Genomic DNA, 15,285 nt, shown 5'->3' with positions numbered 1-15,285 from the left:
AGGACGAAGAAGTGTCAGCCGATTTGTGGGTGTCCAACAAACGAGTCAGCGAGGCCGGTCGCCGTCCGAGAGACGTCCCAGGATCAGCGCGATGCGCAGGGTGAACGCCGAACGCACGTCGGAAGGTGACCAACCGGTGACATCAGTCACACGTCGCAGCCGGTAGCGAACCGTATTGGGGTGCACGAACAGCATCCGTGCGGCACCTTCGAGCGAGGATGCCTGCTCCAGGTAGACACTCAGAGTCTCCAGTAGCGCCGAGCCCGCCTCTTCAAGCGGCCTGTAGATCTCCTCCACCAGCTGACTGCGAGCATAGCGGTCGCCCGCCATCGCACGCTCCGGTAGCAGATCGTCGGTGAGTACCGGGCGTGGCGCGTCCGGCCAGGCCCGGCACGCCTTGAGGCCGGCCGCGGCGGCCTGCGCGGACCTGGTCGCCGACAGCAGGTCGCCGACCACCGGGCCGGCCACCACCGGACCCGGCGCGAACGGCCCGATCAGCGCCTTCGCCACCCGGATCGGGTCGTCGTCACCGCCGGCGATCACCACCAGCCGCTCGCCGAGCACCCCGGTGAGCACCTGGAGCTTCGCGTGCCGGGAGGCCCGCCGGATCGCCTCCACGGTCAGCTCGCTGTCGCCGTTGGGCGCGGTGCCCAGCACCACCACGATCTTGTCCGGCGAGCTCCAGCCGAGCGCGGCGGCCCGTGACAGCACGCCCTCGTCGGCCTCCCCGGAGAGCACCGCGTTGACCACCAGCGACTCCAGCCGGGCGTCCCACGCGCCGCGCGCCTCGGCGGCCTGCGCGTAGACCTGCGCGGTGGCGAAGGCGATCTCCCGGGCGTAGACGAGCAGCGCCTCGCGCAGCACGCCCTCGTCGCCGGGCGCGGCGACCTCGTCGATCGCCGACTCCATGACCTCGATGGTGGTGCGCACCATTTCCACCGTCTGGCGCAGCGAGATGGCCCGGGTCAACTCGCGCGGCGCGGTGCCGAAGACGTCGGTGCTGATCGCCTGCGGGGCCTCGGGGTGGCGGAACCACTCGGTGAACGCGGCGATACCGGCCTGCGCGACCAGCCCGATCCAGCTGCGGTTCTCCGGGGGCATCGCCCGGTACCAGGGAAGTTGCTCGTCCATCCGCGCGATGGCGTGCGCGGCCAGCCGGCCGGCCGACTTCTCCAGCCGCCGCAGGGTCGCGGCGTGGTCGCCGCGGGGCGGCTCCGAGGAGGCGTGCGGGGGCTGCCGCTTCTGCGGGTTCTGCGGGCGTTGCGCGGGAGGAGGCACGGTCCAAGCCTGCCTTATGGGTGTGGCCGCGCAGGTGGCGGGTTGTCCGTTTCGGCTATCCGTACGACGGTTCGGCGGTCATCCGCCACACCAGGTACTCGGCGTCGGGGGGCGCTTCGGCCTGCCGGGCGCGGGAGTTGGCGGCGCGCAGGGCGTCACCGGGGCCGAGTTCGCGGCCGTCCACCCGGACCGTGCCGCGCAGCACGTGCAGGTAGAGGAACGGGGCGTCCGGCAACGGGCCCGAGCCGCGCGCCAGGTGCAGCGCGGCGTGCGGCTGGCGCAGCGGCAGCGGCGCGTCCGGCGCGGCGGAGGCGAGCAGGTACGGGCCGGGCCCCGGCGGTGCGACGTCGGTGGCCACGGAGTGCCGGGACGGGCCGCCGGCCGGGTCCGGGTGCAGCCACATCTGGAGGAAACGGCACGGATCGGCGCCCGGGTTGCGCTCGACATGGCGTACGCCGCCGCCCGCGCTGAGCAGTTGGGCGTCGCCGGCGCGCAGCCGGGTCGCGACGCCCTCGGTGTCGCGGTGCTCCAACTCGCCCTCGATCACCCAGGTGACGATCTCGGTGTCGCGGTGGGTGTGCTCGGCGAAGCCCGCGCCGGGCGCCAACCGCTCCTCGTTGCACGCCAGCAGCAGCCCGAACCGTACGTTCGCCGGGTCGTAGAAGCCCGCGAAGGAGAACGCGTGCCGCGTCTCGATCCCGGCCGACGGGTCCCCGCCGGTGTAGCGGCGCTCCGCCCGCCACACCTCGCCCGCCGCGGTCATCCGGCCGCCCGCAGTTCGGTGAGCACCGCGTCGGTCAGCCGCGGCCACAGGGGCAGCGCCCACTCGCCGAAGGGGCGGTCGGTCAGCGCCACGCAGGCCGCGCCCGCGACCGGGTCGATCCACAGGAAGGTGCCGGACTGGCCGAAGTGGCCGAAAGTCGCGGGGGAGGAGAGCGCGCCGGTCCAGTGCGGGGACTTGGCGGCGCGGATCTCGAAGCCCAGGCCCCAGTCGTTCGGGTCCTGGCGGCCGTAGCCGGGCAGTACGCCCTTCAGGCCGGGGAACGCCACGGAGGTCGCGGTCGCGACCGTGGAGGGGTGCAGCAGCCGCGGGGCCTGCACCTCGGCGGCGAACTTCAGCAGGTCCGCGACGGTGGAGACGCCGTCGGCCGCGGGGGAGCCGTCCAGCGTGGTGTCCGCCATGCCCAGCGGCTCCAGCACCGCCTGGCGGGCGTACTCCGCGAACGGGATGCCGGCCGCCTTCGCGAGGGCCTCGCCCAGCGCCTCGAACCCGGAGTTCGAGTAGATGCGGCGGGTGCCGGGGGCGGCCATCACCTTCGGGGCGTCGAAGGCGAGGCCGGAGGCGTGGGCGAGCAGGTGCCGAACCGTCGCGCCCTCGGGGCCCGCCGGGTCGTCCAGCTCGAACACGCCCTCCTCCCAGGCCACGAGTACCGCGTACGCCGCGAGCGGCTTCGTCACCGACGCCAGGGGGTAGCTCCGCTGGAGGGTGCCGTACGTCCCGGCCACGGTGCCGTCCGCCCGGACCACGCCGGCGGAGGCGTTGGGCACCGGCCATTGCGCGATCATCGCCAAGCTGTCCATGGGGCCTGACCCTACGGGGTGGGGGGTTCTGCCGGTTCCGGGACCACCTGCGAGTCGGGGCCGGTCGCGCAGTTGCCCGCGCCCCTGAACATGCGCGGCTCGCTCCGCGAGAAGACGCCCACCACCAGGGGCGCCTTGCTTACTTGCCTAGAGTGCGCTCGAAGGTCTTAGCGTAAGAGGTATGACGGTCGTGCAGGTGGCGAAGAGCAAGCCGAGCAACACAGCGAGTTGCGAGGACCCGGAGACGCATCTGCGGCCGGACGGGCAGGACCAGTACACGATCAGCGAGGTCGCGGAGTTCACCGGGCTGAGCGCGCACACTTTGCGCTGGTACGAGCGGATCGGGCTGATGCCGCACGTGGACCGCTCGCACACCGGCCAGCGCCGGTTCAGCAACCGGGACCTGGACTGGCTCGCCTTCGTCGGGAAGCTGCGGCTGACCGGGATGCCGGTCGCGGACATGGTGACGTACGCGGAGATGGTGCGGGCCGGCGACCACACCTACGGCGAGCGGCAGGCGCTGCTGGAGTCCACCCGGGTGGACGTGGTCCGGCGGATCGCCGAACTCCAGGACACCCTCACGGTGCTGGACCACAAGATCAGCACCTACGCCTGCTCCCGGGCGCCGGAACGGACCGCGTGAGCGGAGCGCCGCCGCGCCGCCGCCGTCCCCGTCCTACGGCCTGACGCGGCTGGTACGGATCGCCGCCAGCACCGCCGCGGCGAACGGGAGCGACTCGTGCACCGAGCCGTACCCGAGCCCGAAGATCACGCTCGCCGGGTCGCGGTCGGCGGGGGGCAGCGGCTCGGCCGGGTCGCGCAGCAGCAGCCGCAGGTGGCCGTGGACCTGCTCCGGTGAGCGCCAGTCGACGCCGCACAACTCCTCGACGGGGAAGGTCTGGTCGCCGGAGTTCCACTTCGCGGTGGAGGCGCCGGTGCGGAACCAGTGGAAGCCGACCGCGTGGCCGTCGAAGGTGGCCTTCGCGTCGTACGCCTTGAAGGAGCGCGGTACCGCGGGGGCCGGCACCAGGTAGCGCCCGCCGGGCGGGTCCGCGGTGACCGCGGCGGTGCGGACGGCGGCCAGCAGGTCGTCCCGGGCGGCCTCGGCGAGTTCGGCGCTCTGCTCGGGCAGCACCAGCCGGTAGGGATCGGCGCTCTCCCGCAGTTGCCCGCCGGCGACCTCGATGAGCGGGTCGACGCCGGGGTGCGGGGTCGCGCGCAGGACCACGGTGCCGCGGCGGCCGGGCACCAGCTCCACGTCCTCCAGCGCCTCGTGCGGCACCCGCCGCTCACCGAGCGCCTGGAGTAGCCGGGAGCCTCGTACGCCTCTGCTGTACCGGATCACCACGGCGTCGGGTTCGAATTCCCACACGGCGTTGCTCCCGGCCAGCACTTCACCCATAAGGCCCAGCTTATGGCCGCCTCGGCGGACTGCGCCCCTTACCCGCTACGCGCGTCATCGAAAGGGGGACGGGTTTTCCCGGCCGCGCCCGGCTCAGCCAAGACCACTGGTGCAGGTGTTCTCCGTGGGGCAGGTGATCGCCGAGTAGTCGCCGAGGGCGATGTCCGCGAAGTTGGCGAGACTGGTCGTCCCGGGGACGAAGTAGCCGCCGTGGCCGTCGGCGCCGTCGGTACTGATCACCCGGGCGCCGAAGCCGCCGGAGACCGGGTCGGGGCCGTGGCCGAGCCCGGCGAACTCCACGTGCGGCACGTCGCCGATCCAGTCCCCGGAGTCCCGGGCCGCCCAGACGTGCGCGGTGGTGTGCAGGGCGGCGACGTCGCGGGCACGCATGCCCGGGCTGCCCATGACGGCGATGTCGCGGACCCGGCCGGGCGGCAGGTGCGGAGCGGCCAGCCCGCACAGCACCGAACCGTAGGAGTGGCAGAACAGCGCCACGTCGCGGCGGCGGGGGAGCGCGGCGAGGAGCGATTCGAGCCGGACCGCTCCTCGGGCGGCGAGGGTGCCGGTGGAGGCTTCCAGGCCGAGGCCGTCCGGGGCGGTGTAGCCCGCCCAGGCGATCACCGCGGTGCGGGCGTCCGGCCGGTCGAGCCGCTCGGCGCCGTACAACGCGCGGGCCATGCCGGCGGTGGCGGCGTACCGCTTGGCGTCGTCCCGCTCGAAGTCGGCCAGGTCGGTGGCGACGCCGGGGACGACCACCGCGACGTGGGTCGCGGTGCGCAGGTCGCCGAGCACCTCGGCGATGTGGCCGTCGCCGGTCGGGTCGAAGGCGAGGATCTGCCGGTGGCCGGCGAGCAGGGACGTGTAGCGGTCGGCGAGGTCGGTCATGGCGGCGCGGCCGACCGGGGTGAGCGCGTCGCTGCGCTCGTCGGCGAGGGCGGCGGCCCGCTGCCGGGTCAGCGCGAGCCGGTTGGCGCCGTAGCGCAGGGCCGGGTCGACCCCGTCGAGGTTGCCGACGACCAGGGGGTAGCGCCGGGCCAGGCCGAGCCGCTGGGCGCCGGTGAGCGAGGCGAAGAAGCGGGCGACGGCGCCGGGCGGCGCGTCCGGGTCCGGCAGCCGCCGGGCGCCGACGGTGCCGTGGGTCCAGGCGGCGAGCGCGGCGGCCATCGCGTCCTTCGCCGCGCGCGGCGACAGCGTGGCCGTCCACCCGGTGGTCGCCAGCAGCACGAAGATGACCGCCAGGGCCACCAGCGGACGCGCCCCGCCCGGGAGCCCCTGGCGCCTCCGCCCCCCGGTGCGCCGTCCCCGCCCGCCGGCCGGCGCCCACACGCCCACGGGCGCGTCCCTCGGCGCCCGGCTCGCGGGCACGGCGACCCGTCCGTGCGGACCCCTGACCGGGCGCCCGCCACTCGGGGACAGCGTGCCCGTACGTGCGGGCGGCAGCGTCACTCGCTCATGCCTTGCGGGCTCCGTCCCGGGGGATGTACGGGCTGCGGTCACTTCCTACGGTTCGTCCGGGATGCTACGGCACCCCCCACCCCTCACCCCGCCGCCGCGCCCGCCCACCCCGCCCACCGGCACCCGAAGTGCTCCCCCTGGGCCCCGCCGCGGGCACCCCCGCCCGGGCGGGTCTTTTCGGGGGCGCGGGGCAGGTGGTCCGGGGACGGACAGAACACCCCTGCCCGGCCGGGTCTTTTCGGGGGCGCGGGGCGGGTGGTCCGGGGACGGACGGAACACCCCTGCCCGGGCGGGTCTTTTCAGGGGCGCGGGGAACTGCGCGACAAGCCCCCCACCGGCGGGTGGTCCGGGGACGGACAGAACACCCCCGCCCGGGCGGGTCTTTTCAGGGGCGCGGGGAACTGCGCGAGAACCCCCCACCGGCAGGTGGTCCGGGGACGGACAGAACACCCCCGCCCGGGCGGTCCCGTCACCCCCCGAACGCACGGCGGGCCCGCCCCGGAAAAACCGGTGCGGGCCCACCCGTGGTCTCGCTGACCGCGGAGCGCAGCGCTACGCGTCGCCGCCCGCCGCGCCCGGGTGAGCCGCGGAGGCGTCCAGCAGCTGGTAGCGGTCCACCGCCTGCTTGAGCGCAGAGCGATCGACCTTCCCGTCGGCAGCCAGCTCAGTGAGCACCGCCAGCACCACCGACTGCGCGTCGATGTGGAAGAAGCGGCGCGCCGCCCCCCGCGTGTCGGCGAAGCCGAAACCGTCCGCGCCGAGCGAGGTGTACCGCCCCGGCACCCAGCGGGCGATCTGGTCCGGCACCGACCTCATCCAGTCCGACACGGCCACGAACGGCCCCTGCGCCCCGGACAGCTTGCGGGTCACCCACGGCACCCGCTGCTCCTCCTCGGGGTGCAGCAGGTTGTGCTCCTCGACCGCCACGGCCTCGCGGCGCAGCTCGTTCCAGGAGGTGGCCGACCAGACGTCGGCGCGCACGTTCCACTCCTCCGCGAGGATGCGCTGGGCCTCCAGCGCCCACGGCACCGCCACACCGGACGCGAGGATCTGCGCCGGGATCTCGCCGGCGCTGCCCGGCTGGAACCGGTGCACGCCCTTGAGGATGCCCTCGACGTCCACGTCGGCGGGCTCGGCCGGGTGCTGGATCGGCTCGTTGTAGACCGTGAGGTAGTAGAAGACGTCCTCGCCGGGCTTGCCGTCCGCGGTCTCGCCGTACATCCTGCGCAGGCCGTCCTTGACGATGTGCGCGATCTCGAAGCCGTACGCGGGGTCGTAGGCGACGCAGGCCGGGTTGGTCGAGGCCAGCAGCTGGGAGTGGCCGTCGGCGTGCTGGAGACCTTCACCCGTCAGGGTGGTCCGGCCGGCCGTCGCGCCGAGCACGAAGCCGCGCGCGAGCTGGTCGGCCATCTGCCAGAACTGGTCGCCGGTGCGCTGGAAACCGAACATCGAGTAGAAGACGTAGACCGGGATCAGCGGCTCGCCGTGGGTGGCGTACGCCGAGCCCGCGGCGATCAGCGAGGCGGTGCAGCCCGCCTCGGAGATGCCGTCGTGCAGCATCTGGCCGGTCGGCGACTCCTTGTAGGCGAGCAGCAGTTCGCGGTCGACCGACTCGTACTGCTGGCCGAGCGGGTTGTAGATCTTCGCGCTCGGGAAGAACGCGTCCATGCCGAAGGTGCGGTACTCGTCCGGGGCGATCAGCACGAACCGCTTGCCGATCTCCTTGTCCCGCATCAGGTCCTTCAGGATGCGGACGAACGCCATCGTGGTGGCGATCGACTGCTGGCCGGAGCCCTTCCTCGCCGCCGCGTACACCTTGTCCTCCGGCAGCGTCAGCGGCTTGGCGCGGACGATCCGGGTCGGTACGTAGCCACCGCACGCCTTGCGGTGGTCGTGCATGTACTGGATCTCCTCGGAGTCCCGGCCGGGGTGGTAGTACGGCGGGTAGCCCTCGTCGAGCCGCTGGTCGGTGATCGGCAGGTGCAGCCGGTCCCGGAAGCGCTTGAGGTCGTCGACGGTGAGCTTCTTCATCTGGTGGGTCGCGTTGCGGCCCTCGAAGTTCGGGCCCAGCGTCCAGCCCTTGATGGTCTGGGCGAGGATCACGGTCGGCTGGCCCTTGTGCGCCAGGGCCGCGGTGTAGGCGGCGAAGACCTTGCGGTGGTCGTGCCCGCCGCGCCCGAGGTGCAGGATCTGCTCGTCGGTGAGGTCCTCGACCATCTTGCGCAGCCGCTGGTCACTGCCGAAGAAGTGCTCGCGGATGTACGCGCCGGTCTCGGTGGCGTACGTCTGGAACTGGCCGTCCGGGGTGGTGTTCATCTTGTTGACCAGCAGGCCGTCGCGGTCCTGGGCCAGCAGCGGGTCCCAGGAGCGGTCCCAGACCAGCTTGATGACGTTCCAGCCGGCGCCGCGGAACTGCGACTCCAGCTCCTGGATGATCTTGCCGTTGCCGCGCACCGGGCCGTCGAGCCGCTGGAGGTTGCAGTTGACCACGAAGGTCAGGTTGTCCAGGCCCTCGCGGGCGGCGATGGACAGCTGGCCCAGCGACTCCGGCTCGTCCATCTCGCCGTCGCCGAGGAACGCCCACACGTGCGACTTGGAGGTGTCGGCGATGCCGCGCGCCTCCATGTAGCGGTTCATCCGGGCCTGGTAGATCGCGCCGAGCGGGCCGAGGCCCATGGACACGGTCGGGAACTCCCAGAAGTCCGGCATCAGCCGCGGGTGCGGGTAGCTGGACAGGCCGTCGGGGGCCTTCGACTTCTCCTGCCGGAACGCGTCGAGCTGCGCCTCGGTGAGCCGGTCGAGCAGGAACGCGCGCGCGTAGATGCCCGGCGAGGCGTGGCCCTGGAAGAAGACCTGGTCACCGCCGAGGCCGTCGTCCTTGCCGCGGAAGAAGTGGTTGAAGCCCACGTCGTACAGCGACGCCGAGGAGGCGAAGGTCGCGATGTGGCCGCCGACCCCGATGCCGGGGCGCTGGGCGCGCGAGACCATCACCGCGGCGTTCCACCGGGTGGCGTTGAGGATCTTGCGTTCGATCTCCTCGTTGCCGGGGAAGAACGGCTCGTCCTTGGTGGCGATGGTGTTGACGTAGTCGCTGCTGCGCATCTCGGGGACCGCGACACGCTTCTCGCGGGCCCGTTCGATCAGGCGGAGCATCAGGTAGCGGGCGCGCTCCCGGCCCCGCTCGTCGATGGCCGCGTCGAGCGAGTCGAGCCATTCCGCCGTCTCCTCGGGATCGAAATCCGGGACCTGGCTGGGAAGGCCGCCAATGATGATCGGGTTGCGATCTGATCCGGAAGCCACGCTGTTCCTTCGCTCACTAGGACTGCTACGGGATGTCTCTGGACGTGATGGAGTGGCCGCCGACGGCGGCACGCGCCGCGTCCATCGTGTACCGAGGCCGTTCGATACGTCATCTCTACCGGGCGGTAACCCCAGGTGGGCGGCCAAATCCGAACTCTACGCCCAGTCGGACGTACGACCGACTCGCGGTGCCAACACTCTGCAAAACGGGCAACCCCGGCAGATGTCCGTGATCTGCGTCACCATGGGAGAGTGCGCAGGGCGGCGGTGAAGCGGGGAACTTGCCATGAAGACGGTCGAATCGTCACCGTTTCGACGGTCTCGTACGGCGGGTACTTGCGCGATCCGCCCCGCCCGTGTGGACTACCGCCAATAAGCTCGCACCGTCGCGGGCACATACAGACCATGAAGACCCGCACGAAATCTGTGCCCATGACAGGAGGCAAAGCGTGAGCGCGACCGCGGACCACGCGGAGGAGCGGACCAACCCGGCGAGCCGGCTTGGTTTCGAGCCCGGACAGGTGGTCCAGGAGCTCGGGTACGACGAGGATTGCGACCAGGAGCTCCGTGAGGGGATCGAGGAGCTCACGGGTGAGGAGCTCGCCGACGAGGAGTACGACGACGTGCCCGACGCCGTCCTGCTGTGGTTCCGCGAGGACGACGGCGACCTCACCGACGCGCTCGTCGACGCCACGTCGACGATCGACCCCGGCGCCCCGATCTGGCTCATGACCCCGAAGACCGGGCGTGACGGCCACGTGGAGCCGAGCGAGATCGGTGAAGCGGCGCAGACTGCCGGCCTGGCCCAGACCAGCAGTGTCAACGCGGCGAAGGACTGGACGGGCAGCCGTCTGGTGACCCCGAAGGCGGCCAAAGCCGGCAAGCGGTAGGCGGTACGGACCGCGCCGTAGTGGGTCGCGGTCCGTTTCCGGCCGCGCCGTCGCCGTGGCTTGTCGCGCGGTTCCCCGCGCCCCGGGTAGGCACGGCCGCACCCGGGGCGGGGGGAACCTCATGTCCGCTTGGCGCAGGGAGCCGTTTTCATGCCGATCGACGCGGGCGGACCCGCACCTGATCTGCGGCTGAGGGACCAGCACGGCCGCACCGTCGCCCTGGACGACTTCCGGGGCGTCAAGAACGTCCTGCTGATCTTCTTCCCGTTCGCCTTCACCAGCGTGTGCTCGGGCGAACTCCAGGCGATCCAGAACGAGTTGGCCTCGTTCCAGAACGAGCACAACCAGGTGCTCGCGGTGTCCTGCGACTCCATGCACGCACTGCGCGCCTTCTCCGACGCCGAGGGCCTGGACTTCCCGCTGCTGAGCGACTTCTGGCCGCATGGAACGGTTTCCCGCGCCTACGGCGTCTTCGCCGAGGAGAAGGGCTGCGCGCTGCGCGGCACTTTCGTGATCGACCGGCAGGGTCTGGTGCGGTGGACCGTGGTGAACGGCCTGCCGGACGCGCGTGATCTCGGCCAGTACGCGAAAGCGCTGTCCGCGCTGTAGCCAATCGGGAACGGGTCACTAAGCTCTGGACGTTGATCCAGCAAGCGCAGCACACAACGACCCACACCGCACCGACGGGCGGGGAAACCGACAGGAGGACTCGTGGGAGTCAGCCTCAGCAAGGGTGGCAACGTCTCGCTGACCAAGGAGGCGCCGAACCTCACGGCGGTCGTCGTCGGTCTGGGCTGGGACGCCCGCACCACCACCGGCAGCGACTTCGACCTCGACGCGAGTGCGCTGCTCACCGACGAGCAGGGCAAGGTCCTTTCCGACCAGCACTTCGTCTTCTTCAACAACCTCAAGAGCCCGGACGGCTCGGTCGAGCACACCGGCGACAACCTCACCGGTGAGGGCGAGGGCGACGACGAGGTGATCAACGTCAGCCTGGCCACTGTGCCGGCGAACGTGGCGAAGATCGTCTTCCCGGTGTCCATCTACGACGCCGAGCCGCGCCAGCAGAGCTTCGGCCAGGTGCGCAACGCCTACATCCGCGTGGTCAACGCGGCGGACGGCGCCGAACTGGCCCGTTACGACCTCACCGAGGACGCCTCGACCGAGACGGCGATGGTCTTCGGCGAGCTGTACCGGCACGGCGCGGAGTGGAAGTTCCGCGCGATCGGCCAGGGATACGCCTCGGGCCTGCGCGGCATCGCCCAGGACTTCGGCGTCAACGTCTGACCGCCGGCACGCTGCCCACCACCACGTTTGAGGGGGAAAGGACCACGATGGGCGTCACGCTCGCCAAGGGGGGCAACGTCTCCCTGTCCAAGGCCGCGCCGAATCTCACCCAGGTGCAGATCGGCCTCGGCTGGAGGGCCCGTTCGACCACCGGTGCCGACTTCGACCTGGACGCCAGCGCGCTGCTGTGCTCCGGCGGCCGGGTGCTGGGGGACGAGTACTTCGTCTTCTACAACAATCTGAAGAGCCCGGAGGGCTCCGTCGAGCACACCGGCGACGACCTCACCGGCGGCAGCGGCGGTGACGACGAGACGATCCTGGTCGACCTGACGAAGGTGCCGGCCACCGTCGACAAGGTCGTCTTCCCCGTCTCGATCTACGACGCCGACGCCCGGGTGCAGACCTTCGGGCAGGTCAGCGACGCCTACATCCGCGTGCTCAACCAGTCCGACGGCGTCGAACTGGCCCGCTACGACCTCACCGAGGACGCCTCGACCGAGACGGCGATGATCTTCGGCGAGCTGTACCGGTACGGCGGCGAGTGGAAGTTCCGTGCAGTAGGCCAGGGGTATGCCTCGGGGCTGCGCGGTATCGCCCTAGACTTCGGGGTCAACGTTTCGTAAAGCCGCGCACCGCGCGGGGGACCCTTGGCTCAAGGGATCACAAGGGATTGGGTGGGAAGCACGTGCTCCTCAGAACATTCGGCTGGTCACTCGGCATCACTGCCGCCGGCCTGGCCCTGGCCGGCATCCTCTGGGGAGGCAAAGGGCTCGCCATCGTGGCGATCCTGTCCATCCTCGAGATCTCGCTCTCCTTCGACAACGCGGTCATCAACGCGGGCATCGTCCGCAAGCTGAACGCGTTCTGGCAGAAGATCTTCCTCACCATCGGTGTGCTGATCGCGGTCTTCGGCATGCGGTTGGTCTTCCCGATCATCATCGTGGCCGTCACCGCGAAGCTCAGCCCGTGGGAAGCGGTCCGGATCGCGGTCAACGACCACGACCGCTACGAGAACCTCGTCTCCAACGCCCACCCGGCGATCGCCGCCTTCGGCGGCATGTTCCTGCTGATGATCTTCCTCGACTTCATCTTCGAGGAGCGGGACATCAACTGGCTGTCCTGGCTGGAGAAGCCGCTGGCCAAGCTCGGCAAGCTGGACATGCTGTCGGTGGCGGTGGCGATGATCGTCCTGGTCATCGCGGGCACCACGGTCGCGGACTCGGTGCCGCTGCACGGCGGGCACGGCACGGTCGACAAGGCCGAGACGGTCCTGCTGGCGGGTGTCGCCGGTCTGATCACCTACCTGGTGGTCGGCGGCATCTCCGGCTTCTTCGAGGAGCGGCTGGAGGACGACGAGGACGAGGACGGCGACGAGGACGGCGAGGGCCCCAAGGCCGTCGAGGAACCCTCGCTGGGCGCCAAGGTCCCCGCGGCCACCAGCGGCGCCAACGTGGCCCGGACGGTCGGTCTGGCCGGCAAGGCCGCGTTCTTCATGTTCCTGTACCTGGAAGTCATCGACGCGTCGTTCTCCTTCGACGGCGTCATCGGTGCCTTCGCGATCAGCAACGACATCTTCGAGATCGCCCTGGGTCTGGGCATCGGCGCGATGTACATCCGGTCGCTCACCGTCTACCTGGTCCGCAAGGGCACCCTGGACGACTACGTCTACCTGGAGCACGGCGCGCACTACGCGATCGGCGCGCTGGCGGTCATCCTGCTCATCACGATCAAGTACGACGTCAGCGAGGTCATCACCGGCCTGGTCGGCGTTGTCCTGATCGCGGCGTCCTACTGGTCGTCGGTGGTACGCAACCGCCGTCTCGGGGAAGGCTCTGGTCAGTCGGACGACGACAAGGCGGAAGTCTCGTCCGGGGTGTGACCCCCGGCCGCGCACGCGCCGCTGCCCCCGCCGTCCGGCGGGGGCAGCGGCGCGTCCGTGCGGCGGGTGGCTGCGGTGCTGAGCGACAGGGGAGGACGGACGACAATGGCCTGGTGGCGGTTCCTGCGGCCCAACGGCCCGGACCAGTTCGACGTGACGAACACGCACAGCGTGGAACTCACCAAGCGGCGGCCCGAGCTGTCGCTGACGAAACACGGTGCCGCGGTCGGCAACATGCGGGTGAACCTGTCCTGGCAGATGCGGCCGACCGACTCCGGGGACTGGGTGACGGATCGGGGCAGTTTCCTGCGCCGCCAGATCGACGTGTTCAAGCCACGTGTGGTCCAGGCGGCCGGCCCGGCGATGGTCAACGTCGACCTGGACCTGGCGTGCATGTACGAACTCGCGGACGGCACCAAGGGGGTGGTCCAGCCGCTCGGCGACTTCCACGGTGACCTGGACGCGCCGCCGTACATCCAGATGACAGGCGACGACCGGTTCGGCGGCACCTCGGGCGAGACGCTGTACATCAACTTCGACAAGCGCGAGGAGTTCAAGCGCCTGCTGGTGTTCGTGTACATCTACGACGGCACGCCGGCGTTCGACCGCACGCACGCGAAGGTGGAGATCTTTCCCGGGTCCGGGCCGCGGATCGAGATCCCGCTCACCGAGCGGGAGCCGCAGGCGCGGTCCTGCGCGGTGGTGCTGATCGAGAACCGCAAGGACGAGATGGTCGTCCACCGCGAGGTGAAGTACGTCTACGGCTTCCAGGCGGAGATCGACCGGCTCTACGGGTGGGGGCTGCAGTGGGGTCGGGGGTACAAGTCCAAGGTGTGACCCTGGCGGTGGGGCTGGGCGGACCCTCCGGGGTGGGTGGTGCTGTCGGTTCCGGGACCACCTGTCGGTGGGGGGTTCTCGCGCCGTTCCCCGCGCCCCTGGGTCAGTTGCGGGAACTCCCTGAAAGGAAGCTCCCCTGTCGGGGGTGGTTGTTGTTGTTTGGGGATCACCTGTCGGTGGGGGGCTTGTCGCGCAGTTCCCCGCGCCCCTGGGTATGCGGCGGCTCTTCCTTGAGAAGAAGCTGTCCTGGCTTGGGTGGTGTTTCGGCTGTGGGCTACCCGACAGGGGAGTTGCTCGCGCTGTTCTGCCCTGGGCTTCGCCTGGTCCCGAGCGGTCAGGCGGATTGGAACTGGGGGCCCTGCGGGGGGAGGGTGAAGTGGCCGTCGGGGGGGAGGGCGTTGGTGGCGACGGGCTGGGGGTAGCCGTAGGCCGGGTAGGCCTGTTGGGGCTGTTGGTGGACTACGGGTTGCTGAGGGGGCGGGGGAGGGATGGTGGCGGCGACGGGCTGGGGGTAGCCGTAGGCGGGCTGGGCGGGGACGTGGGAGGGGTACGGGGCCGGGAGGGGGTAGCCGTAGGCGCCGGGGGGTTCGGGGGCGGACACGGTGGGTCCTGCGGCCGCGGTGTAGCCGCCGGTGGGTGCGGGGCCGGGCATGGCGGCGGTGGGGCCCGCGGCGGCGGTGGCGCCCTGGGCGGGCTCCTCGGAGTCGCCGTCGTCGACCGCGATGCCGTATTCCGTGGCGAGGCCGACCAGGCCGGTGGCGTATCCCTGGCCGAGCGCGCGGAACTTCCAGCCGGCGTCCTTGCGGTACAACTCGCCGCAGATCAGCGCGCTTTCCTGGCCGGTGTCGGGCACCACGTCGAAGGTGACCAGCGGGGCGGCGTGCTGCGGGCCGGCCGCGTCGAAGAGGGCGAGCACCAGGTCGGGCACCAGCCGGAACGGCCCGCCGTCGCAGGACGCGGCGACCACCACCCGGTCCACGCCCGGGTCGAGCGCGGCCAGATCGACCTCCACGGTGTCGGTGAAGCCGTCGGAGACGCGCTGCTTCGGCAGGTGCCGGGCAAGGCCCGAGGGGTGCCGGGGGGCGTTGTAGAAGACGAAGTCGGCGTCCGAGCGCACCCGGCCGTCGGCGCCGAGCAGCAGCACGGAGGCGTCCACGTCGGGAGCGGTCGGCGCCGGGCTCCAGCGGAGCACCGCCCGGATGCCCGAGGCGTCCAGCGGGATGTTCGAGCCCTTCACCATCACGTGCGTCATGACTGCCATCCTGCCCGTCCTGCGGGGCGGCCCACAACGCCGCGGACGGCGGGCCGGGTGCGGGGGTCCGCTCCGGCCGCGCGTGCGGTGCGGGTGACGCGCGGGGACGGACACCTGGCCGACC

14 protein-coding genes are annotated in these 15,285 nt (G+C 71.4%); 7 read left to right on the top strand and 7 right to left on the bottom strand.

Features of this window, described 5'->3' with window-relative positions; all coding sequences use genetic code 11:
- Window positions 1–45: 45 nt before the first annotated feature.
- The 3 genes from ACIPAE_RS04105 to ACIPAE_RS04095 all read right to left on the bottom strand — a co-directional run bounded on the left by ACIPAE_RS04105 (window position 46) and on the right by ACIPAE_RS04095 (window position 2,859).
- Complete coding sequence (locus ACIPAE_RS04105) at window positions 46–1,185, bottom strand: helix-turn-helix domain-containing protein (RefSeq protein WP_328474050.1); 1,140 nt, start codon at window positions 1,183–1,185, stop codon at window positions 46–48.
- A 148-nt stretch (window positions 1,186–1,333) separates the two neighbouring features.
- On the bottom strand, window positions 1,334–2,041 hold the full coding sequence (locus tag ACIPAE_RS04100) for a pirin family protein (RefSeq protein ID WP_329369736.1): 708 nt from the start codon (window positions 2,039–2,041) through the stop codon (window positions 1,334–1,336).
- Window positions 2,038–2,859, bottom strand: a complete 822-nt coding sequence (locus ACIPAE_RS04095) for a serine hydrolase domain-containing protein (RefSeq protein WP_329369737.1) — start codon at window positions 2,857–2,859, stop codon at window positions 2,038–2,040. The genes ACIPAE_RS04100 and ACIPAE_RS04095 overlap by 4 nt, the downstream gene beginning before the upstream one ends.
- Window positions 2,860–3,040: 181 nt before the next feature.
- Here ACIPAE_RS04095 and ACIPAE_RS04090 point away from each other — a divergent pair, with 181 nt between their 5' ends.
- On the top strand, window positions 3,041–3,502 hold the full coding sequence (locus tag ACIPAE_RS04090; RefSeq protein ID WP_328463677.1) for a MerR family transcriptional regulator: 462 nt from the start codon (window positions 3,041–3,043) through the stop codon (window positions 3,500–3,502).
- A 33-nt stretch (window positions 3,503–3,535) separates the two neighbouring features.
- Here ACIPAE_RS04090 and ACIPAE_RS04085 read toward each other — a convergent pair whose 3' ends face one another.
- From ACIPAE_RS04085 to aceE, 3 genes are all read right to left on the bottom strand, one after another.
- Entirely contained in the window at window positions 3,536–4,261 is a 726-nt protein-coding gene (locus tag ACIPAE_RS04085) for a DUF4429 domain-containing protein (protein ID WP_328463676.1), read from the bottom strand.
- A 93-nt stretch (window positions 4,262–4,354) separates the two neighbouring features.
- Entirely contained in the window at window positions 4,355–5,506 is a 1,152-nt protein-coding gene (locus ACIPAE_RS04080; RefSeq protein WP_329369742.1) for an alpha/beta hydrolase, read from the bottom strand.
- A gap of 762 nt (window positions 5,507–6,268) precedes the next feature.
- Window positions 6,269–9,016 (bottom strand): pyruvate dehydrogenase (acetyl-transferring), homodimeric type, encoded by a 2,748-nt coding sequence (aceE, locus tag ACIPAE_RS04075; protein ID WP_329369744.1) that lies wholly within the window; start codon window positions 9,014–9,016, stop codon window positions 6,269–6,271.
- Window positions 9,017–9,465: 449 nt separating this feature from the next.
- Here aceE and ACIPAE_RS04070 point away from each other — a divergent pair, with 449 nt between their 5' ends.
- The 6 genes from ACIPAE_RS04070 to ACIPAE_RS04045 all read left to right on the top strand — a co-directional run bounded on the left by ACIPAE_RS04070 (window position 9,466) and on the right by ACIPAE_RS04045 (window position 13,909).
- Window positions 9,466–9,906 carry a DUF3052 domain-containing protein gene (locus ACIPAE_RS04070; RefSeq protein ID WP_103883542.1) on the top strand — a complete coding sequence of 147 codons (441 nt, stop codon included), beginning with the start codon at window positions 9,466–9,468 and terminating at the stop codon, window positions 9,904–9,906.
- Window positions 9,907–10,056: 150 nt separating this feature from the next.
- A complete protein-coding gene (locus tag ACIPAE_RS04065) occupies window positions 10,057–10,515 on the top strand; it encodes a peroxiredoxin (RefSeq protein ID WP_329369747.1) in 459 nt (152 codons plus the stop codon).
- 102 nt (window positions 10,516–10,617) lie between these two features.
- Window positions 10,618–11,193 carry a TerD family protein gene (locus tag ACIPAE_RS04060; RefSeq protein ID WP_103883544.1) on the top strand — a complete coding sequence of 192 codons (576 nt, stop codon included), beginning with the start codon at window positions 10,618–10,620 and terminating at the stop codon, window positions 11,191–11,193.
- 47 nt (window positions 11,194–11,240) lie between these two features.
- Window positions 11,241–11,816, top strand: coding sequence for a TerD family protein (locus ACIPAE_RS04055; protein WP_329369749.1), 576 nt, complete (start codon window positions 11,241–11,243; stop codon window positions 11,814–11,816).
- 62 nt (window positions 11,817–11,878) lie between these two features.
- Entirely contained in the window at window positions 11,879–13,072 is a 1,194-nt protein-coding gene (locus tag ACIPAE_RS04050) for a DUF475 domain-containing protein (protein WP_329369751.1), read from the top strand.
- A 105-nt stretch (window positions 13,073–13,177) separates the two neighbouring features.
- Window positions 13,178–13,909, top strand: a complete 732-nt coding sequence (locus ACIPAE_RS04045; RefSeq protein ID WP_329369753.1) for a Tellurium resistance — start codon at window positions 13,178–13,180, stop codon at window positions 13,907–13,909.
- A 334-nt stretch (window positions 13,910–14,243) separates the two neighbouring features.
- On the opposite strand, the gene ACIPAE_RS04040 is transcribed toward ACIPAE_RS04045, so the two are convergent.
- Window positions 14,244–15,161: a TerD family protein gene (locus ACIPAE_RS04040; RefSeq protein WP_402442773.1), complete on the bottom strand. Its 918-nt coding sequence runs from the start codon at window positions 15,159–15,161 to the stop codon at window positions 14,244–14,246.
- Window positions 15,162–15,285: the final 124 nt, after the last annotated feature.

The sequence above is a fragment of the Streptomyces sp. NPDC087270 genome (assembly GCF_044744625.1).
In the GTDB taxonomy this organism is placed as follows: Bacteria; Actinomycetota; Actinomycetes; order Streptomycetales; family Streptomycetaceae; genus Actinacidiphila.
Note: the sequence above shows the minus strand (reverse complement) of the source record. Positions and strands in the feature narration are given on the sequence as shown.